The organism is Neobacillus drentensis (assembly GCF_036962765.1).
In the GTDB taxonomy this organism is placed as follows: domain Bacteria; phylum Bacillota; class Bacilli; order Bacillales; family Cytobacillaceae; genus Neobacillus; species Neobacillus drentensis_C.
Genome location: NZ_JBALOS010000275.1, coordinates 8,738 through 24,174, shown reverse-complemented (window position 1 = coordinate 24,174; position 15,437 = coordinate 8,738). Strand labels below are relative to the sequence as shown.

The following is a 15,437-nucleotide window of genomic DNA, read 5'->3' as shown; positions in this document are numbered from 1 at the left end:
ATATAAAAGTACTACGTCCTAGTAATATCATCCCGATTTTTTTTATTATCTTTTGGACCTTTAACCTAATTGATCTTAAAATATATCAATTATTTTCCATTATGATATAGATAGGATTCATACAACGTAAAAAAATGTATTGTTAATAGTTGTAATATATAATATATTTAATATATCATTATGACGATTATTAAGGATGAGGATATAAAGATGGAAACCCCATTATATGAAAAAATTTATCTTAATTTATTAAAACAGATTGAGACTGGTCAATTACAACTAAGGGATCAGGTTCCCACCGAGAAAGAATTGGCAGACCAATATCAAGTCAGTAGAATTACTTCAAAAAAAGCGCTTGATAAATTAGTGCAAATCGGAGCAATAGAACGCATTCGAGGTAAGGGTTCCTTTGTATCGGACACACTTCCTGATTTTGGAGCACTCGTTCCAAAGAACGATGACGAGCAAAGTGTCCGGCAAGGTCAAGCAGTGAATGGGTTAATAGGCGTGATCATCCCAGAATTCTTTTCGGATTTTTTTGGCAGGAAAATGCTGAGAAATATTGAGAAACGCTGCTCAGAATTGAGTTTGAACTTGTTGGTTAAGTTGACATATGGGAGCCAAGAAGAAGAGGAAGAAGCCATAAACACAATGATTCAGCACCAGGTGAAAGGGATCATTATTTATCCAGTCAACGGGCAGCATTACACCGCAAGCTTATTGCGATTGGTACTTGAGGGATTTCCCCTCGTCTTAATAGACAGGCATTTAAAAGGAATACCAGCTTGTGCCGTTTATACGGACAATAAGACAGCCGCTCAAAGCCTAACTCAATATCTGTTTTCTCAGGGACATAAGCATATTGCGTTCGTTTCCCCACCAGAGGAATTTACCTCATCAATCGAAGAGAGAATTCAAGGATTTATGACCGCTTATTCGCAAAAGGGAATTGGGGTTAGTCCAAATTATTTATTAACCGATATGTTCAGTACATCGCCGATGTTTAATCAATCAGATGAGTTTTTTGAAGATCAAATAAAATTACGGAAATTCATCGAGGAAAATTCAGATATAACAGCATTCATTGCTTGTGAGTATGAAATAGCATGTGTACTCGCACAAGTACTTAAATCACTTGGAAAATCCATTCCAAATGATTATTCGATAGCTTGCTTCGATCATCCCGGAGCGCTGTATAATGATTTAAATTTCACGCATATTCGACAAGATGAAGATTTAATTGGAACAAAAACAGTAGAATTACTCCTCAAACAAATTGATGGAGAAAATGCACCTATACAAAATATGATAAATTTCCAATTGGTTGAAGGTAATACCGTATCAAATATAACCCTGCCTGCCCACTTTCGTTCCTAGGATGTGATTGGCTGTTTATGGATAGGGATATTACCTCTAGGGAAAGAGATAAGCTTTTTCCATATAATCTAAAATTTATCCATTCTCTTCATTTGTGCACGTTTTAAAAATACAAATAAGCCACCTGAGCTCTCACTCAGGTGGCTTATTTGTATAGCATCAAACTTTTATTATTTATGGGATACAATCAATTGGCCATTCCCACTTATTTCAAATTCCCCTATCCCCACAGGGACAATGAAATGTGTTTCTGTGCATAACTTTTAGCAGACGGGGACGACCCTTATATTAGATTTCCGCTCGGAACCACTCCACAATATAATCTAATCGGCTTTTGCGCAAACTTGGTCTTCCGCTTCTCGATAGCTCATGATTTTCTTCAGGGAAACGGACAAGCTTGGCTTTCTTTCCCAATCTCTTTAATGAAATAAACAATTGTTCCGCCTGCTCGATCGGACAGCGGTAATCTTTTTCACTATGAAGGATTAATAATGGCGTCTCCATGTTTTCCACATACGCAAGCGGCGAATGTTTCCACAGCTTTGGAACATCGCGGAAGTCACCATCGATTTGCCATTCTGTAAAATAATAGCCAATATCACTGACTCCATAAAAACTAATCCAATTCGAAATGGAACGCTGGGTTACCGCAGCTTTAAAGCGGTTGGAATGTCCGACAATCCAGTTCGTCATGAAACCACCGTAACTGCCGCCTGTTACCCCCAGACGGGTTTCATCAATAAAATCAAACTGTGCTAACACATATTCAACGGCAAGCATCAAATCCTGATAGTCGCCACCGCCGTAATCGCCGCGAACCGCATTAACAAAATCCTGGCCATAACCGTGACTGCCGCGTGGATTTACGTACAAGACCGCATACCCTTCCCCAGCTAAAATTTGAAATTCATTCATATACGTATTCCCATACATCGCATGCGGACCGCCATGAATCTCAAGGAGTAACGGATATTTTTTACCCTCTTCAAAACCAATCGGCTTCAAGATCCAGCCATGAATCTTCCTGCCATTTGCTCCTTCATATTCAATCGGTTCTGGCTGGGAGAGAACCACATCCTGGATATCATTCACCTCGGTCAGTCTCTCAAGCGTGCCCTCCCCGTTTAGGGATAACAAGTACAAATCACCAATCTCTGTCGGGGAACTGATCGCTACAATCGCTTGTCCTGAATTTGAATCAACGGACAATCCATAGACGTGCTGCTCACCAACAAGAACTGGCTTCACTCCGTTTTTCAGATCGCCAAAGTAAATATTGGTACTTCCATGCTCTGAGGCGATAAAATAAAAACCTTGGCTGTTCCCTGCCCAAATTACCCCCGGTGAGGATGCTCCTTGCTGGAAGTCAACTACCATGTAATCACCGACAGGAACATCCCATTCAGGTGATAAACAAGAGAAACCTCCTGTATCAATCTGATAAAGCCAAATTTTTGAGAGACTAGCATTTTGATATTCTCGCTCATGCCCTATCATGCCAAGGTATTTACCGTCCGGCGACCAAGACACGTTTCCAAAATAGCCTGTTCCGTTAGTTACAGGGGATAATTCTTTACTATCGATATTTAAAAGATAAACATCATTCTTAAACGATAAATCAGCTTCTTCTGTTACATCTGCACCTACCGCAAGAAACTTCCCATCCGGGGACCAACAATATAAACTCACATCATAATCACCCGTGGTTAGCTGTGTTACTTCTCCGTTTTGAACATTCACAACGGCCACTTGTTTAAAATGCCCCCGCCAAAATCCTTCACCATCCGATTTATATCTCATTTTTGTCACTTCCAGCGGCACAGGTCTCTCTTGTTTCTTCTCCTCGGGATCGAAAACAGTTTTAGTAGATTTTAAGGAAGTACTAAACGCCAGCGTCAATCCATCCGGAGACCAGATAGGATTGCTCGCTCCACTTGGCAGAAAGGTTACTTGCCTCGCCTCGCCGCCTTTTACACTCAATACATAAATTTGATTCTTGCCGCTCCGATTCGAGACAAAAACGAGCTCAGACCCATCAGGTGACCAGCGCGGTGTATGATTCTTGCCTTTTCCAAATGTCCATTGGACAGACTCGGCCCCCTTTTCAAGCGTTTGAAAAAAGATTTGCGACTGATATTCGTCGTTCTCTTTATCAATCGTGGTCTGTACATAAACAAATGACTGTCCATCTGGTGAAAACTGTGGATTAACCACTGACTTTAATCGATATAAATCCTCTGCTGCGATTCCTTTGCTTCCTGCCATCCTCGATACCCCCAGTATCAATAAATTACCTTCTAACTTATTTCGACACCGGAAAAATTTTTCCTTTTAAATGAGTATCTGTTAATTTCATGTGGACAAGTTTTGCATTTTCTTTTGGATTTCTGTCCTCATGAACAGTCCCCTCAGGACGAATGGGCTTATGACCCGAGACCCTAGGCGGTGGATCAGGACTTATAATAAAAGCGGAATCGCCCGGTCTAACAAGCAAAAAGGCTGTGGTCGATAAAGTTTACATTTTTATTCATAATTGAGGCGATTTTTAACACCGAGATTCCATTAAGATGTAGATAAGGACATTATTATGTGTTTGGAGGAAACATCGTGAATCGACTTTGGGCTGTTTTTGCACTAATGCTCTTATTATTAACCGGCTGTTCATCAGGTAATTCTAGTACCGCCATGGATGGAGAATCGCTCTATAAGGAAAGTTGTGCAGCTTGTCACGGGGAGAATTTACAAGGGGCTGTGGGTCCGACTATCGTAAATATGAAAAGTAAGTATTCAGAAGCTGAAGTCCTGAAAATAGTGAACGAAGGCACAAAAAAAATGCCTGGTAATCTATTAGATGAAGAAAAATCAGAGATTGTTACGAAATGGCTTATGGAGAAATAAATTGAGGACTAGGAAGGATTAGGAGAAGACTCCTAGTCTTTTTTTGTTGGTTGATTAATAGGACATGGTGGTGGAGGAAAACTATTCGGACAAGAGAGGTGGGAGATTACTTAGGATTGTACGTATGCGGGTGGGATTCAGACAGCATTCACTCAAGATCACCTTGGCCAGCCTGTCCGAATGCAGAGCTCATTCGGACAACTTACATCCAAAATCACCTTGCCTTGTCCGAAGTGGGCTCTATTCAGACAGCTTACATCCGAAATCACCTTGCCTTGTCCGAAAGCGAGCCCTATTCGGACAGCTTACATCCGAAATCACCTTGCCTTGTCCGAATGTGGGCCCTATTCGGACAGCTTCCTCCCGAAATCACCTTGCCTTGTCCGAATGCGAGCCCTATTCGGACAGCTTCCCATCCGAAATCTCTTAAAACAACAAAAAAGAATGGCTACGAGAAAACTTCGCGCCATTCTTCGTTTTAAGACACTCAATCAAATCAAACCCGCACCAGTTTTACGATTTGGCCCGGCCGTAGCAAGGAAAGAAGCGGCACATCCGCTTCTATTATCCTTCCAACCACATTGACTCGCTCATCAGCTGGAAGGTCGTGAAGCGTGATTTGTACCTCGCCGCGATATCGTCCATAGAGGTCATTATCTCTGGTAATCGTCCCCATCGGCCGTGCCACTGTATTTTCAGCGACGACAGCGCTTGAACTTCTCGTATCCATAAACCGAAGAACATCACGGGAAAAATCAGGCCGGAGCCGGAACTCTCCCTCTTGAAAACCTTCGATTCGGATCGAAACACGGTGATGACAATCCAAGTCGATTAATCGCTGAAGAAGGTCCTCACTTACCTCGGGATCGCCGATATAGACATCCTGGGCACCCGCCCTGAATAACTCCAGTGCAGCCCGATAAGGATCGACTTCACGATGCGCTTCTAAGGTTGGCAGCCCTTCAAACAATGGGCCGCGTTTCTCTCCATCCCCTGGAATATACGCACTGACCGGAATCCTATACCGTCTAAAAAGCTCATTTTGCTCTCCAAAAAATGATTCCGCCAAGCCCGTTTCGCGCCTTGGATAGAAATTATGCCAAGCAAGCAGCTGACTCGGCTCTAAACCGCCCTCAAGGAGCGCATGCACATCTTCCTCAAACAAAATGCTGGCATTAAGCGCCAATTTGAATTCCTTAGCCAGGTTCAAAATCGTTTCATTTGCAAAAAAGTCATCCAAACGCAAACCGATTACCCCTAAAGATTTTAACGAAGATAAGCTTTCCAATCCTAAATGGTCTGGTGTTCGTGCCGATACATCTGCATAAACGTCTATTCCCACTTCTTTTGCTGTTTGAAGAAGCTGTTGAGCGCGGGCCGCTAAATTTCCTGACTCTTCAGGGATGTGAAGCGACGTAAACGCCCGCCTCACACCCATTTTTCCAGCAAGCCTAATCCGCTCTTCTGCTAAAGGATCATTTAAATAAAAGGAAATACCAATCAATCAAATTCACCGGCCATGTCATCATTGAAGCCAAATAAATAGGTGAACAAGAAACCAGCACCATAAGAAATTAACACACCAAGCAGATAAAGCAGGACTTGCCCTGAAACGACTAGGAAGGCTAGCGGTAAACCAGAAACCCCTACCGCAATTGTGGCTACATGGAACACGGCCTGGAACGCACCGCCGACACCTGCACCCAAGCAGGCAGTTAAGAATGGACGGCCTAATGGTAAGGTTACACCGAAAATTAGCGGTTCGCCAATGCCGAGAATTCCTGCAGGAAGCCCCCCGCCAATCGCTCTTTTTAAGCGTTTTTTCTTCGTTTTAAAGTAAATCGCAAACGCAGCTCCGACTTGTGCTGCCCCACCCATCGCCAAGATTGGCAGAAGCGGGTCATTTCCAAGCGTATTGATTAACTCCAGATGAATCGGGGTTAACCCCTGATGTAAACCTGTGACAACGAGCGGCAGGAAGGTTGCTCCAAGAACAAATCCAGCTACAATTCCACCCACATCAAGCAATGAAGTTAATCCTTTTGTAATCGCGTCTGACACAAAACCACCAAGCGGCATAAAGACAAGATAAGTTACAATACCAGTAATCAATAAAGCAACCGTTGGTGTGATAAAAAGGTCAAGAGATTGTGGAACATAACGACGAACTCGTTTTTCAACTAGGGCCATAAAGATTGCTGCAAAAAGAACACCAATTAAGCCGCCGCGCCCAGGAAGTAAGGCGGTATCAAACAATTTAATTCCTGCTACAGCTGGATTTATGATTAAAATACCGGCAATCGCCCCAAGTGCTGGTGAACCACCGAATTCTTTTGCAGCATTGGTACCCACTAAAATACCAAGATAACCAAATAAGCCACTTCCAATCACTGACAAGATCGTCGCTAATTGAGAATCCGCTGCTAACCAGCCCGCTTGAACGATCGCTTTGGTGATACCTGTAATCAAACCTGATGCAACAAGGGCTGGGATTAACGGAATGAAAATACTGGCGATTTTTCGTAAAAACAATTTAAAGGGTGTGGCATTCTTTTGGTTAATTTCAGCCTTTTTGCTGGCTGCCTTTTCTTTTAAATCAATTCCGCCAGCAGCCTCTATCAATCTACCAAACTCTTCTGTCACTCTATTTACTTTCCCAGGGCCAAGGATAATTTGGAGTGTTTCTTCTTCGACCACGCCCATGACTCCCTCTATTTTCTTAATCGCCGCTTTGTCGACAAGCGTGTTATCCTTTGGTGTGACACGAAGTCTTGTCATACAATGAGTGTAATTGTCAATATTCGCTGGGCCGCCTAATTGTTCAAGAATCTTTTCTGCTAAAATTTTATTCTCTCCAGTCATGCAAATTCCCCTTCTCTCTGTTGTTTAATGTTGTTTTCGTAAAAATTCATCAACCCGTATAACTTGATGCTTCGTGGCATCTTTTCGTAAGAACATTTGCAAAAAATTGCCTAGGAACTTAGTAAATGACACTTATAAAGCTCCAAAAGCAACAAAGTTTACGAAAAGAGCCTTTACAAAAGTGAACTGAATGCCCCAAGTCATTATTGCGAAAGACAAGGTCTTCACATCACCTCCTGAAAGACTATTTCCCTTCTTTGATAAACCGGATCGCTTCTCTTGTTTTATCAATGGAGGCAATCGTATCCTCATATTGGACAGTCGCCATCGATAAAAATAAAATATCCATCAGATATAATTGCGCAAGGCGTGAGGAAGTGGCTGCACTTCGAAATGGAGCCTCTCCTGAATGAGCGGTAAACAAATTAATATCGGCCAGGTCTGAGACCGTTGATTGTCCGTACTTCGTTAAACTAATCGTCTTAACGCCGCGCTCTTTTGCGAGTGACATGACTTTAATTACTTCAGTCGTTTCTCCTGAGTGGGAAATTCCAAACACGAGATCATCCTTATTGGCATTGGCAATTAAGGTAGCGACAAGATGTGTATCCGTAAAAGCGGTTGCATTTTTATGAACTCTAAGGAGCTTTTGCTGCGCGTCCTTAGCAATGATATTGGAAGCCCCAATTCCAAAAAAATGAACATTTTGAGCAGCCGACAAGGTGTGAACAGCACGTTCCAATTCATCATAATTGATCATCTCTTCCGAGTCGCGGATGCTTTGGATACTATTGCTGGTTGTCTTTTGAGCGATAGAGAAAAACGATTCACCAGGCTCAATGTCACGGTACCCTTGTTCCACTGGTTTAACTAGATCCGCCGCAATTCGTACCTTTAAATCTTGAAAGCCATTTAAGCCCAGTGATTTACACATCCGAATCACCGCCGCACCACTTGTATGGGCATGCAAGCCTATATCATGGACGGTACAATTTAGAATCGCTTGCGGATTACTAAGAATAAATTCAGCAATTTTCCGCTCGGATGCTGGAAGCTGTTCCAGCATATTTCGTATCATTTTTAACCCGCCTGCTGCCACACCAAAGACCACCTTTAAAAAAATTTACTCTGCTACGTTTTGGATGGCTTTTTTTACATAGCCATTCGCTTCGGTTAATAATTTTTCTGCTGCTTGCTTGTTCGTATTCGTTTTAATCATCACAATCGCCGTTTTGACTTGTAGATCGGATGCCTCTAGTGTCTCCAATGCCTGTTCATACGAAACCCCAGTAATTTTGCGGATGATGCCGATCGCCCGTTCCTTTAATTTTTGATTGCTGACATGAACATCCACCATTAAATTCTCATAGGCTTTTCCTAAAAGGATCATGGAAGAGGTTGAAATCATGTTCAAAATCATTTTATGGGCGGTTCCCGCTTTCAATCGTGTGGAACCAGTCAGCACCTCTGGACCGACAATGACTTCGATGCTTTGGTCAGCTTCCTTACTAATCGCCGCATTTTTATTGCAGGAAAGAGCAACGGTTTTCGCTCCAATGCTTCGCGCATAGCGAAGGGCTCCAATCACATAAGGTGTCCGACCGCTGGCTGCAATGCCAATAACGGTATCATGTTTGGTCAGACCCAACTCCTTCAAATCACTTACTCCAAGATCAGGCTGATCCTCCGCTCCTTCGACTGCTTTCAGAAAGGCGCGTTCTCCCCCTGCTATAATCCCTTGGACCATTTCAGGATCCGTGCTGAAGGTAGGCGGACATTCGACTGCATCAAGAACCCCTAACCGTCCGCTCGTGCCTGCACCTAAATAAATGAGACGTCCGCCGTTTTTAAAGGATTCAAACACAAATTGAACGGCCGCCTCCACATCTGGTAAAACTTCCTTGACTGCAAACGCAACTAGTTGATCTTGTTCATTCATGATTCGTAATATTTCAATTGGATTTGCTGTATCTATCTGCATGGACTGTTCATTTCGTGATTCCGTCGTTAATAATTCAAGATTTTCTGCCATTTTATCGAAATCCTCCTGTAAGTCTATTCTGGGATGAAAACGGTTACCGTACATTTATTATATGCTTACTGAAATTAAATTTCAATATTTTTATATAAAATTTGAAATGTTATTTCAAAACAATATATCAGAATTTATTTAAGTAAATAGCGGTGGATGGCCTTCGCAACCCCGGCCTCGTTATTCGTTCCCGTCACCTGATCCACTAATTGCCTCACCTTTTCAGGCGCATTCCCCATCGCAATTCCCAGGCCTGCAGCCGAGAGCATAAGGGCATCATTATAATTATCGCCAATGGCCGCCGTTTGTGAGAGTGGAATTCCCAGCCGCTCGGTAAGCTTTACAAGGGCCGATGCCTTCGTCACACCACCAGGCGTTATTTCTAAATTAACAAAATTAAAACTGCTGCTAATTTCCATCTCCTTTACTTGTTCCTTTAGCCGTTTGGTAAAATCCGCGAGCTTATTCCCATCATCAAATACGGCAATTTTGGTAATGTTCCGCTCCTGTTCCTTTAAGTATTGGTAAAAGTCCTCGACCACTTTCACCTGGCATTTTTTACGAAAGCTTTGACAATGTTGCTGTTCTCCCCCTGATTTTTCGAGAGTGGGAATGTTATTTTCAATCCAGTTCTCATTCCATTTATTTACCTGCGGGACCAGGAGCGTATCCCCTTCATAAAAATGAGCATAGATGCCCTCCGCCTCACATAATTCCCAAAAACTGATGAGTGGTTCCATTGAAAAAACCGATTGCTCACTTACCTCTCCCTTCTCATCGATAAGGATCGCCCCATTGTACGCAATGATCGGCTCCCCCTTAAGCCCAATCGTTCGGGCAATCCATTGAGTGGAAAGCGGTGAGCGCCCGCTGCAGATAACCACTCTTCCCCCTTTTCGGCGATACTCATGAATGGCCTCAATGGTTTCCACATCAATCTCTTTGTGATCGTTAAATAATGTGCCATCCAAATCCGTTGCTAATAGTCTATATTTCACCTATGAATCCCCCTAATGTAATTTTATTTTGTACTTAATATAATATGGCTGAAATTTAATTTCAAAATAAATATAGATACTCATCCACCCCCAGAACATAAAAAAAGCCGAATCAAAGTCATGTTCTTACTCGACTTTGATTCAGCCATTTTGTTAATGAATATTTTCGTCGCTTCGTCTTACTCGTTGGATGACGAGCAAGGCTCCTCCGAGGATCATAACAAAGATACCTGCAAACAGCCAGTTATACATGTTGGTGGCTGTTGTTGGTAGATCCGATTTGGATGATGGTTTTTTATCGGTATCAGGTGTTCCTGTATCGGTTGTTGGCGTTTTGCCCGTATCTGGTCCTTCTGGATTGATTGGTGGTTTTGCAGCCCCTAGATCTTTCGGATTAAATACGGCAAATGTACTAAAGTGGTGCGTCGATGTTTTAATCTGACCATTATCGTACGTTCCGCCTACGAGCTCCCATTTTTTCTTTTCTTCGTTCCAGTAATACACTTTGGCGGCTTGATCAGCCTTTGCCGTTGAAAACCTTAATTCAATTCCCTGGTCAAACTGACGGATGATGTTATCGCCTTGTAAAATGGTGAAGTCATATACGGCACTGATCGCGAAATTGGAAAAAGGAAGGTTCTTCGGATTTTTCTCTAGTTTTTCTAAACTAATGATAAGGTCTTTTCCTTTTTCAAAATTAGTCGCCGGAATCGACAGTTCAACCTCTTCTTTTACAATCTTTATTCGTACATGTCGATTGATTAACGTTTCTAGTTGCTTAGTTGTAAATTTGAGATGAGACAGATCCTTCTTTAATTCAACCACTAGTGTTCCGTTATCATCAAGCAATTCCACATCTTCATCCGGCACAGTTCCGGTTTTTCCATTAAGGACAGGCACGGTTGTAACAACGAGTTTTAACCGCATGACCGTGAGGGTGTAAGTCACTTTTTTGCCATTTTGAGCGGTTACTTCGATGGTAATTTTGTTTTTCCCGAAATTTAACGCGATTTCATCACTTTCTTGCCCACTCAAGATTGTTTTCCCGTTTATTTTCACTGTTGCGTTTGCATTTGTGGTGGTTGGGGTTAGTTTGAGACTATGAATACCTTCCCCTACCGTCAACCGATATTGAGTTGTTCCAGGTTTAAATTCCGGGTCCAACTTGCCCTTACTACTTGTTAAACTACTTAGCGCTGCATCACTTGAGAGGAGATGAACGGTCACGGTAGAAGCAGCCGTATGTTGTCCATCACTTACATCAATCGAAAGGGTGTGCACAGCTTGAGTTGCCGCATCTAACAAGGAACCATCTACAACAGTCAATTCTCCAGTTGTATCGTTAATGGTAAAAATACCCTTGTCATTTCCTGATGCAATCGAATACGTAAGAGCATCTCCATCGTCATCACGTGCCGTAACCTTTCCTAACACGGTTCCATTTGCAGCCTGTTCATCGATCGTAAACGATGCATCATCGGCGACCGGTGGATTGTCATTCAGATTGGTTAGGTCGATGGTTACCGCTGAATCAGCTGTATGGATTCCATCGCTTACTTTTACCGTTAGCTTATAGTTCTGGTATTCTTCGAAATCTAGATAGCTGCTGTCCGCTACGGTAATTTTTCCAGTAGCAGCATCAATCGTGAACGCATTTGTTCCATTTCCACTCGTAATCTGATAGCTGAGGGAATCTCCATCTGCATCACTTGCTTCAATCGTGCCGACGGCTGACCCATTTCCGGCATTTTCATCAATTGAAAATTTCCCATCCTTCACAACTGGTATCGTATCATTTAAATTAGTTAGGTTAATGGTTACTCCAGCCTCTGCACTCGATGCCCCATCACTTACTTGTACGGTTAGAGTAAAACTCTTGTTCGTTTCATAGTCTAGTTGTGTGTGATCCGAAACCGTCAGTTCTCCATTACTAGCGTCAATCGCAAAAACACCTACTTGGTTTCCGCTCATAATTTTGTAGATCAAGAGATCTCCATCTGCATCACTTGACTTAACAGAACCAATGACTGTATTGGCTGCTTTATTTTCTTCAATCGTAAAGGCTCCATCTTCCGCAACTGGTGAATTGTCATTTAGATTAGTTAAGTTGACTGTCACTGTTGTTTCAGCTGTATTGGTTCCATCACTTACTTCTACATGCAGGTTAAAATTCTTGACGGTTTCATAGTCTAGTTTGGTCGCATCAGCAACAGTGATTTCACCACTAGAAGGATCAATCGTAAACGCACCTGCTGAGTTTCCGTCTTTAATAGTATAGGTAAACGTGCTGCCCGCATCTGCGTCAGTAGCGGTGACTGTTCCAACGGATATACCGTTCGCACTATTTTCATCGATGTTTTTAGTAAAAGCTTTAGGAACGGGACGATTATCATTTAGATCATTTAGATGAATGGTAATCGCGGCTAAATCCGTTTTGGTCGTACTAGCCGCAAACAAGGAAGTGTATACCTTATAAGGCGTAAGCAATCGATTCTTCGGTAAAACCGTATCACTAGCTTGAACCGTTAATGTATAGGATGGATTCGCTTCATAATCTAGTTGGCTCTCGTCTAATACGACAATCTCTCCAGAGGTCGGATTAATCGTAAAGGCACCCTTTTCATTTCCTAAAACAATTGTATACTGGAGCGGGTCACCATCAGCATCACTGCCCGTAACTGTCCCAACGACGGTTCCAGTGGCGGCATTTTCATTGACAGTAAAGCTCGCATCATGGGCAACTGGTGTATTGTCATTCAGATTGGTTAAGTCGATGGTCACGGTTGTGTCGGCCGTATTGGCACCGTCACTAACTTGTACCGTTAAGGAAAAATTCCTGATCGTTTCATAATCTAGTTTGCTAGCGTCCGCGACCGTTATTTTTCCAGTATTGGCGTCAATCGCAAACGCGCCAGAAGTGTTTCCTGCATTAATTTTGTACGTAAAGAGATTTTCTGTGTCCACATCCGTTGCCGTTACGGTTCCAACCGTTGTTCCATTTGCTGCATTTTCAGCAATCGTTGCCGTAAACCCTTTTGGAACGGGGCTGTTATCATTACGATCCTTCACATTTATTTTTACATGTGCTGTTGTTTGATCGATTCCATCACTGACTTGGACCGTTAATGTATAGGACTGGGTTGTTTCATAGTCTAATAGACTGCCCTCCGCTACCTTGATTTCTCCGGTCGCCGAATTTAACACAAAAATATTGTTCGTATTCCCTGCTAAAATGCTGTAGGTCAGTGGTTGGCCCTCTGCATCACTCGCTGGTAAAATCCCTGCAATGGTTCCGTTTTCCGCATTTTCATCAACGGTCAGGGTCTTGTCGGCTGCCGTTGGAGGTTGATTTCGTTTCACGATCACCGTATAGGGCTTAGTGGTTCCGTCTTGTGCAGTAACGACGACAGGAATCGGATTTTCGCCGGGTTCCAGATTAATTGGATTTGAATCCTGACCACTTGGTATAGCTTGGCCATCCACCGTCACGGTCGCTGTATCATCCGCGACCATTGGAGTGACACGAATCTGATTGGTACTAGCAGGAACGCTCACCTGATATTGCTGGGTTGCCGCATCAAATGAAGGGCTTAAGTTCCCTGTACTGACGGTTAAATGACTCAAATTCGCATTATTTGATGGTGCCTCTCTAGTAACGGTTACGGAATAGACTTTAGTGGTTCCATTTTCGGCCGTTACAACAACGGTAATCGAATTGCTTCCCACATTTAATGGAATAGATGCTGAACTTCCACTAGCAACAGGTAACCCATTGACAGTGACCGTTGACTTGGAGTCCGCGGACGTTGGGGTAACAGTGATTGTTTGAACCGCGTGCCCTACTGTCGTGGTGTAGTTGGTGATGGAAGGGCTAAATCCAGGCTGCAAGCCCCCAGGACTCACGGTTAACTGATTTAAACCGGCATTACTAGACTTAAAGCTCAAGCCAAAGTCTGCGCCTGTTCCACTTAGAAACGATATTTTTCGTAAACCGTTATCTAATAGAACCACCTTAATATTGCCATTCTGATCAATTGAATAGGTGATTTCTCTTGGAGTCTGAGTGGTTATACTCGGGGTCACTTCCGCTGTCCCTTTCGTCCATGCTCCTCCATCCTTTTCCATCGCGAAAAAACTTGGTGATGGTGCGGCCGAATTTTTCGAGGCGGAATACATCAATAGAACATTCTTTGAACCAGCTTTCGTTACTTGGACAGGATAGGTAATTTTCGTTTGATCCGAGTAAACGACCTCGTCGGTCCAGGTACCTGATTGATTGGTTTGAATATGGGTGATAAAGGTTTCATTTGCAAGATTACTAGAGTAACTATTGCCTTGATAATAAGCGAAAGAAATTTTTCCAGCAGCATCAACTACAAATGGGGTGTAGTAATATCCTTTTTGATCCGATACCGCATCGACAATTTTTTCTGGAGCGGAGAATGTAGTCCCACTAGTTAGCTTGTGAGTGTAATAATAATTTCCATAATAACTATTCTGATTATCTTCTTTGACATACGTAATATGTATCTTATTCTGTCGGTCGACTTCAATTTGTGGGTCTTTTACTTCATCTTTCGAATTGGCCCCACTAGCAAGGGTCTGCACTACCCACGAACCAGATTGGTTGGTAGCATACCGAATTTCATATTTCCGCGGGTCGTTTGCATCATTGTACATATAAACGACATGGGCCTTGCCATTGCTATCAATCGCGATACTAGGCTCAAACATGTTTTTCCAGCCCCATGTGTCAGAAGCACTGTCGACAGTTTGAAAAGACCAGCTTCCGTTTTGATAGACACCGTATTTAACGCCCCTTTGGCTCGTCAAACCTGTTCCTTTTTCAAATAAAAAGGCCACATGGACACGTTCGTTTGCATCAACAGCTAAGTCAGAAACACCATTAAAATTGGTATCACCAGTGGCACTCGTCTTAATCGATGTAAGCTCATCCCACGTACCTTGGCTCCATTTTTTCACGACGATCTCAGTATTATTTTTCACATGGGAAAGATAAAGCTGTCCGCTTGGACTAGTAAATAAATGATTATAGGCCCACGTATTTTGACTAAATTCATGGATTATTTGTTCTGACATCGTTTGACTTGCTGCGGAAGAATGCTGAATGGTATTGACTGGCCCCAGCAAGGCCAGTTGTATGACCAAAACCCATGCAACAAGTACTTTAAAATTCAATTGTTTCAAGTGATTATTCCATCCCCTTCTTTTCAGGTTGGCTCTGTTAAACTTGCCTGTTGATTTCCGCT

10 protein-coding genes are annotated in these 15,437 nt (G+C 42.7%); 2 read left to right on the top strand and 8 right to left on the bottom strand.

Annotated features, from left to right (window positions below):
• Window positions 1-210: 210 nt before the first annotated feature.
• The gene (locus V7137_RS26525; protein ID WP_335700843.1) at window positions 211-1,377 is read left to right on the top strand and encodes a GntR family transcriptional regulator; all 1,167 of its coding nucleotides are present in this window, start codon (window positions 211-213) and stop codon (window positions 1,375-1,377) included.
• Between the two features lie 170 nt (window positions 1,378-1,547).
• Here the strand turns inward: V7137_RS26525 and V7137_RS30810 are convergent, their stop codons facing one another.
• On the bottom strand, window positions 1,548-1,616 hold the full coding sequence (locus V7137_RS30810; RefSeq protein ID WP_420490184.1) for a hypothetical protein: 69 nt from the start codon (window positions 1,614-1,616) through the stop codon (window positions 1,548-1,550).
• Window positions 1,617-1,665: 49 nt separating this feature from the next.
• Window positions 1,666-3,642, bottom strand: coding sequence for a S9 family peptidase (locus V7137_RS26520; protein WP_335700842.1), 1,977 nt, complete (start codon window positions 3,640-3,642; stop codon window positions 1,666-1,668).
• 342 nt (window positions 3,643-3,984) lie between these two features.
• Between V7137_RS26520 and V7137_RS26515 the strand changes: the two genes are divergently transcribed.
• Window positions 3,985-4,275 carry a c-type cytochrome gene (locus V7137_RS26515; RefSeq protein WP_335700841.1) on the top strand — a complete coding sequence of 97 codons (291 nt, stop codon included), beginning with the start codon at window positions 3,985-3,987 and terminating at the stop codon, window positions 4,273-4,275.
• A gap of 496 nt (window positions 4,276-4,771) precedes the next feature.
• Here V7137_RS26515 and V7137_RS26510 read toward each other — a convergent pair whose 3' ends face one another.
• The 6 genes from V7137_RS26510 to V7137_RS26485 form a co-directional block, all read right to left on the bottom strand.
• Window positions 4,772-5,779 carry a MupG family TIM beta-alpha barrel fold protein gene (locus V7137_RS26510; RefSeq protein WP_335700840.1) on the bottom strand — a complete coding sequence of 336 codons (1,008 nt, stop codon included), beginning with the start codon at window positions 5,777-5,779 and terminating at the stop codon, window positions 4,772-4,774.
• Window positions 5,776-7,137, bottom strand: a complete 1,362-nt coding sequence (locus V7137_RS26505; RefSeq protein ID WP_335700839.1) for a PTS transporter subunit EIIC — start codon at window positions 7,135-7,137, stop codon at window positions 5,776-5,778. Before V7137_RS26505 ends, V7137_RS26510 begins: the two co-directional genes overlap by 4 nt.
• Window positions 7,138-7,381: 244 nt before the next feature.
• Complete coding sequence (locus tag V7137_RS26500) at window positions 7,382-8,236, bottom strand: MurR/RpiR family transcriptional regulator (protein WP_335700838.1); 855 nt, start codon at window positions 8,234-8,236, stop codon at window positions 7,382-7,384.
• Window positions 8,237-8,260: 24 nt separating this feature from the next.
• Window positions 8,261-9,169 carry an N-acetylmuramic acid 6-phosphate etherase gene (gene murQ / locus V7137_RS26495; protein ID WP_335700837.1) on the bottom strand — a complete coding sequence of 303 codons (909 nt, stop codon included), beginning with the start codon at window positions 9,167-9,169 and terminating at the stop codon, window positions 8,261-8,263.
• A gap of 134 nt (window positions 9,170-9,303) precedes the next feature.
• On the bottom strand, window positions 9,304-10,167 hold the full coding sequence (locus tag V7137_RS26490) for an HAD family hydrolase (protein ID WP_335700836.1): 864 nt from the start codon (window positions 10,165-10,167) through the stop codon (window positions 9,304-9,306).
• Window positions 10,168-10,320: 153 nt separating this feature from the next.
• Window positions 10,321-15,375, bottom strand: coding sequence for a cadherin domain-containing protein (locus V7137_RS26485; RefSeq protein WP_335700835.1), 5,055 nt, complete (start codon window positions 15,373-15,375; stop codon window positions 10,321-10,323).
• Window positions 15,376-15,437: the final 62 nt, after the last annotated feature.

Coding starts and splice junctions, on each gene's coding strand:
- V7137_RS26525 (WP_335700843.1), top strand. CDS start 211: ATGGAAACCCCATTATATGAAAAAATTTATCTTAATTTATTAAAACAG.
- V7137_RS26520 (WP_335700842.1), bottom strand. CDS start 3,642: ATGGCAGGAAGCAAAGGAATCGCAGCAGAGGATTTATATCGATTAAAG.
- V7137_RS26505 (WP_335700839.1), bottom strand. CDS start 7,137: ATGACTGGAGAGAATAAAATTTTAGCAGAAAAGATTCTTGAACAATTA.
- murQ (WP_335700837.1), bottom strand. CDS start 9,169: ATGGCAGAAAATCTTGAATTATTAACGACGGAATCACGAAATGAACAG.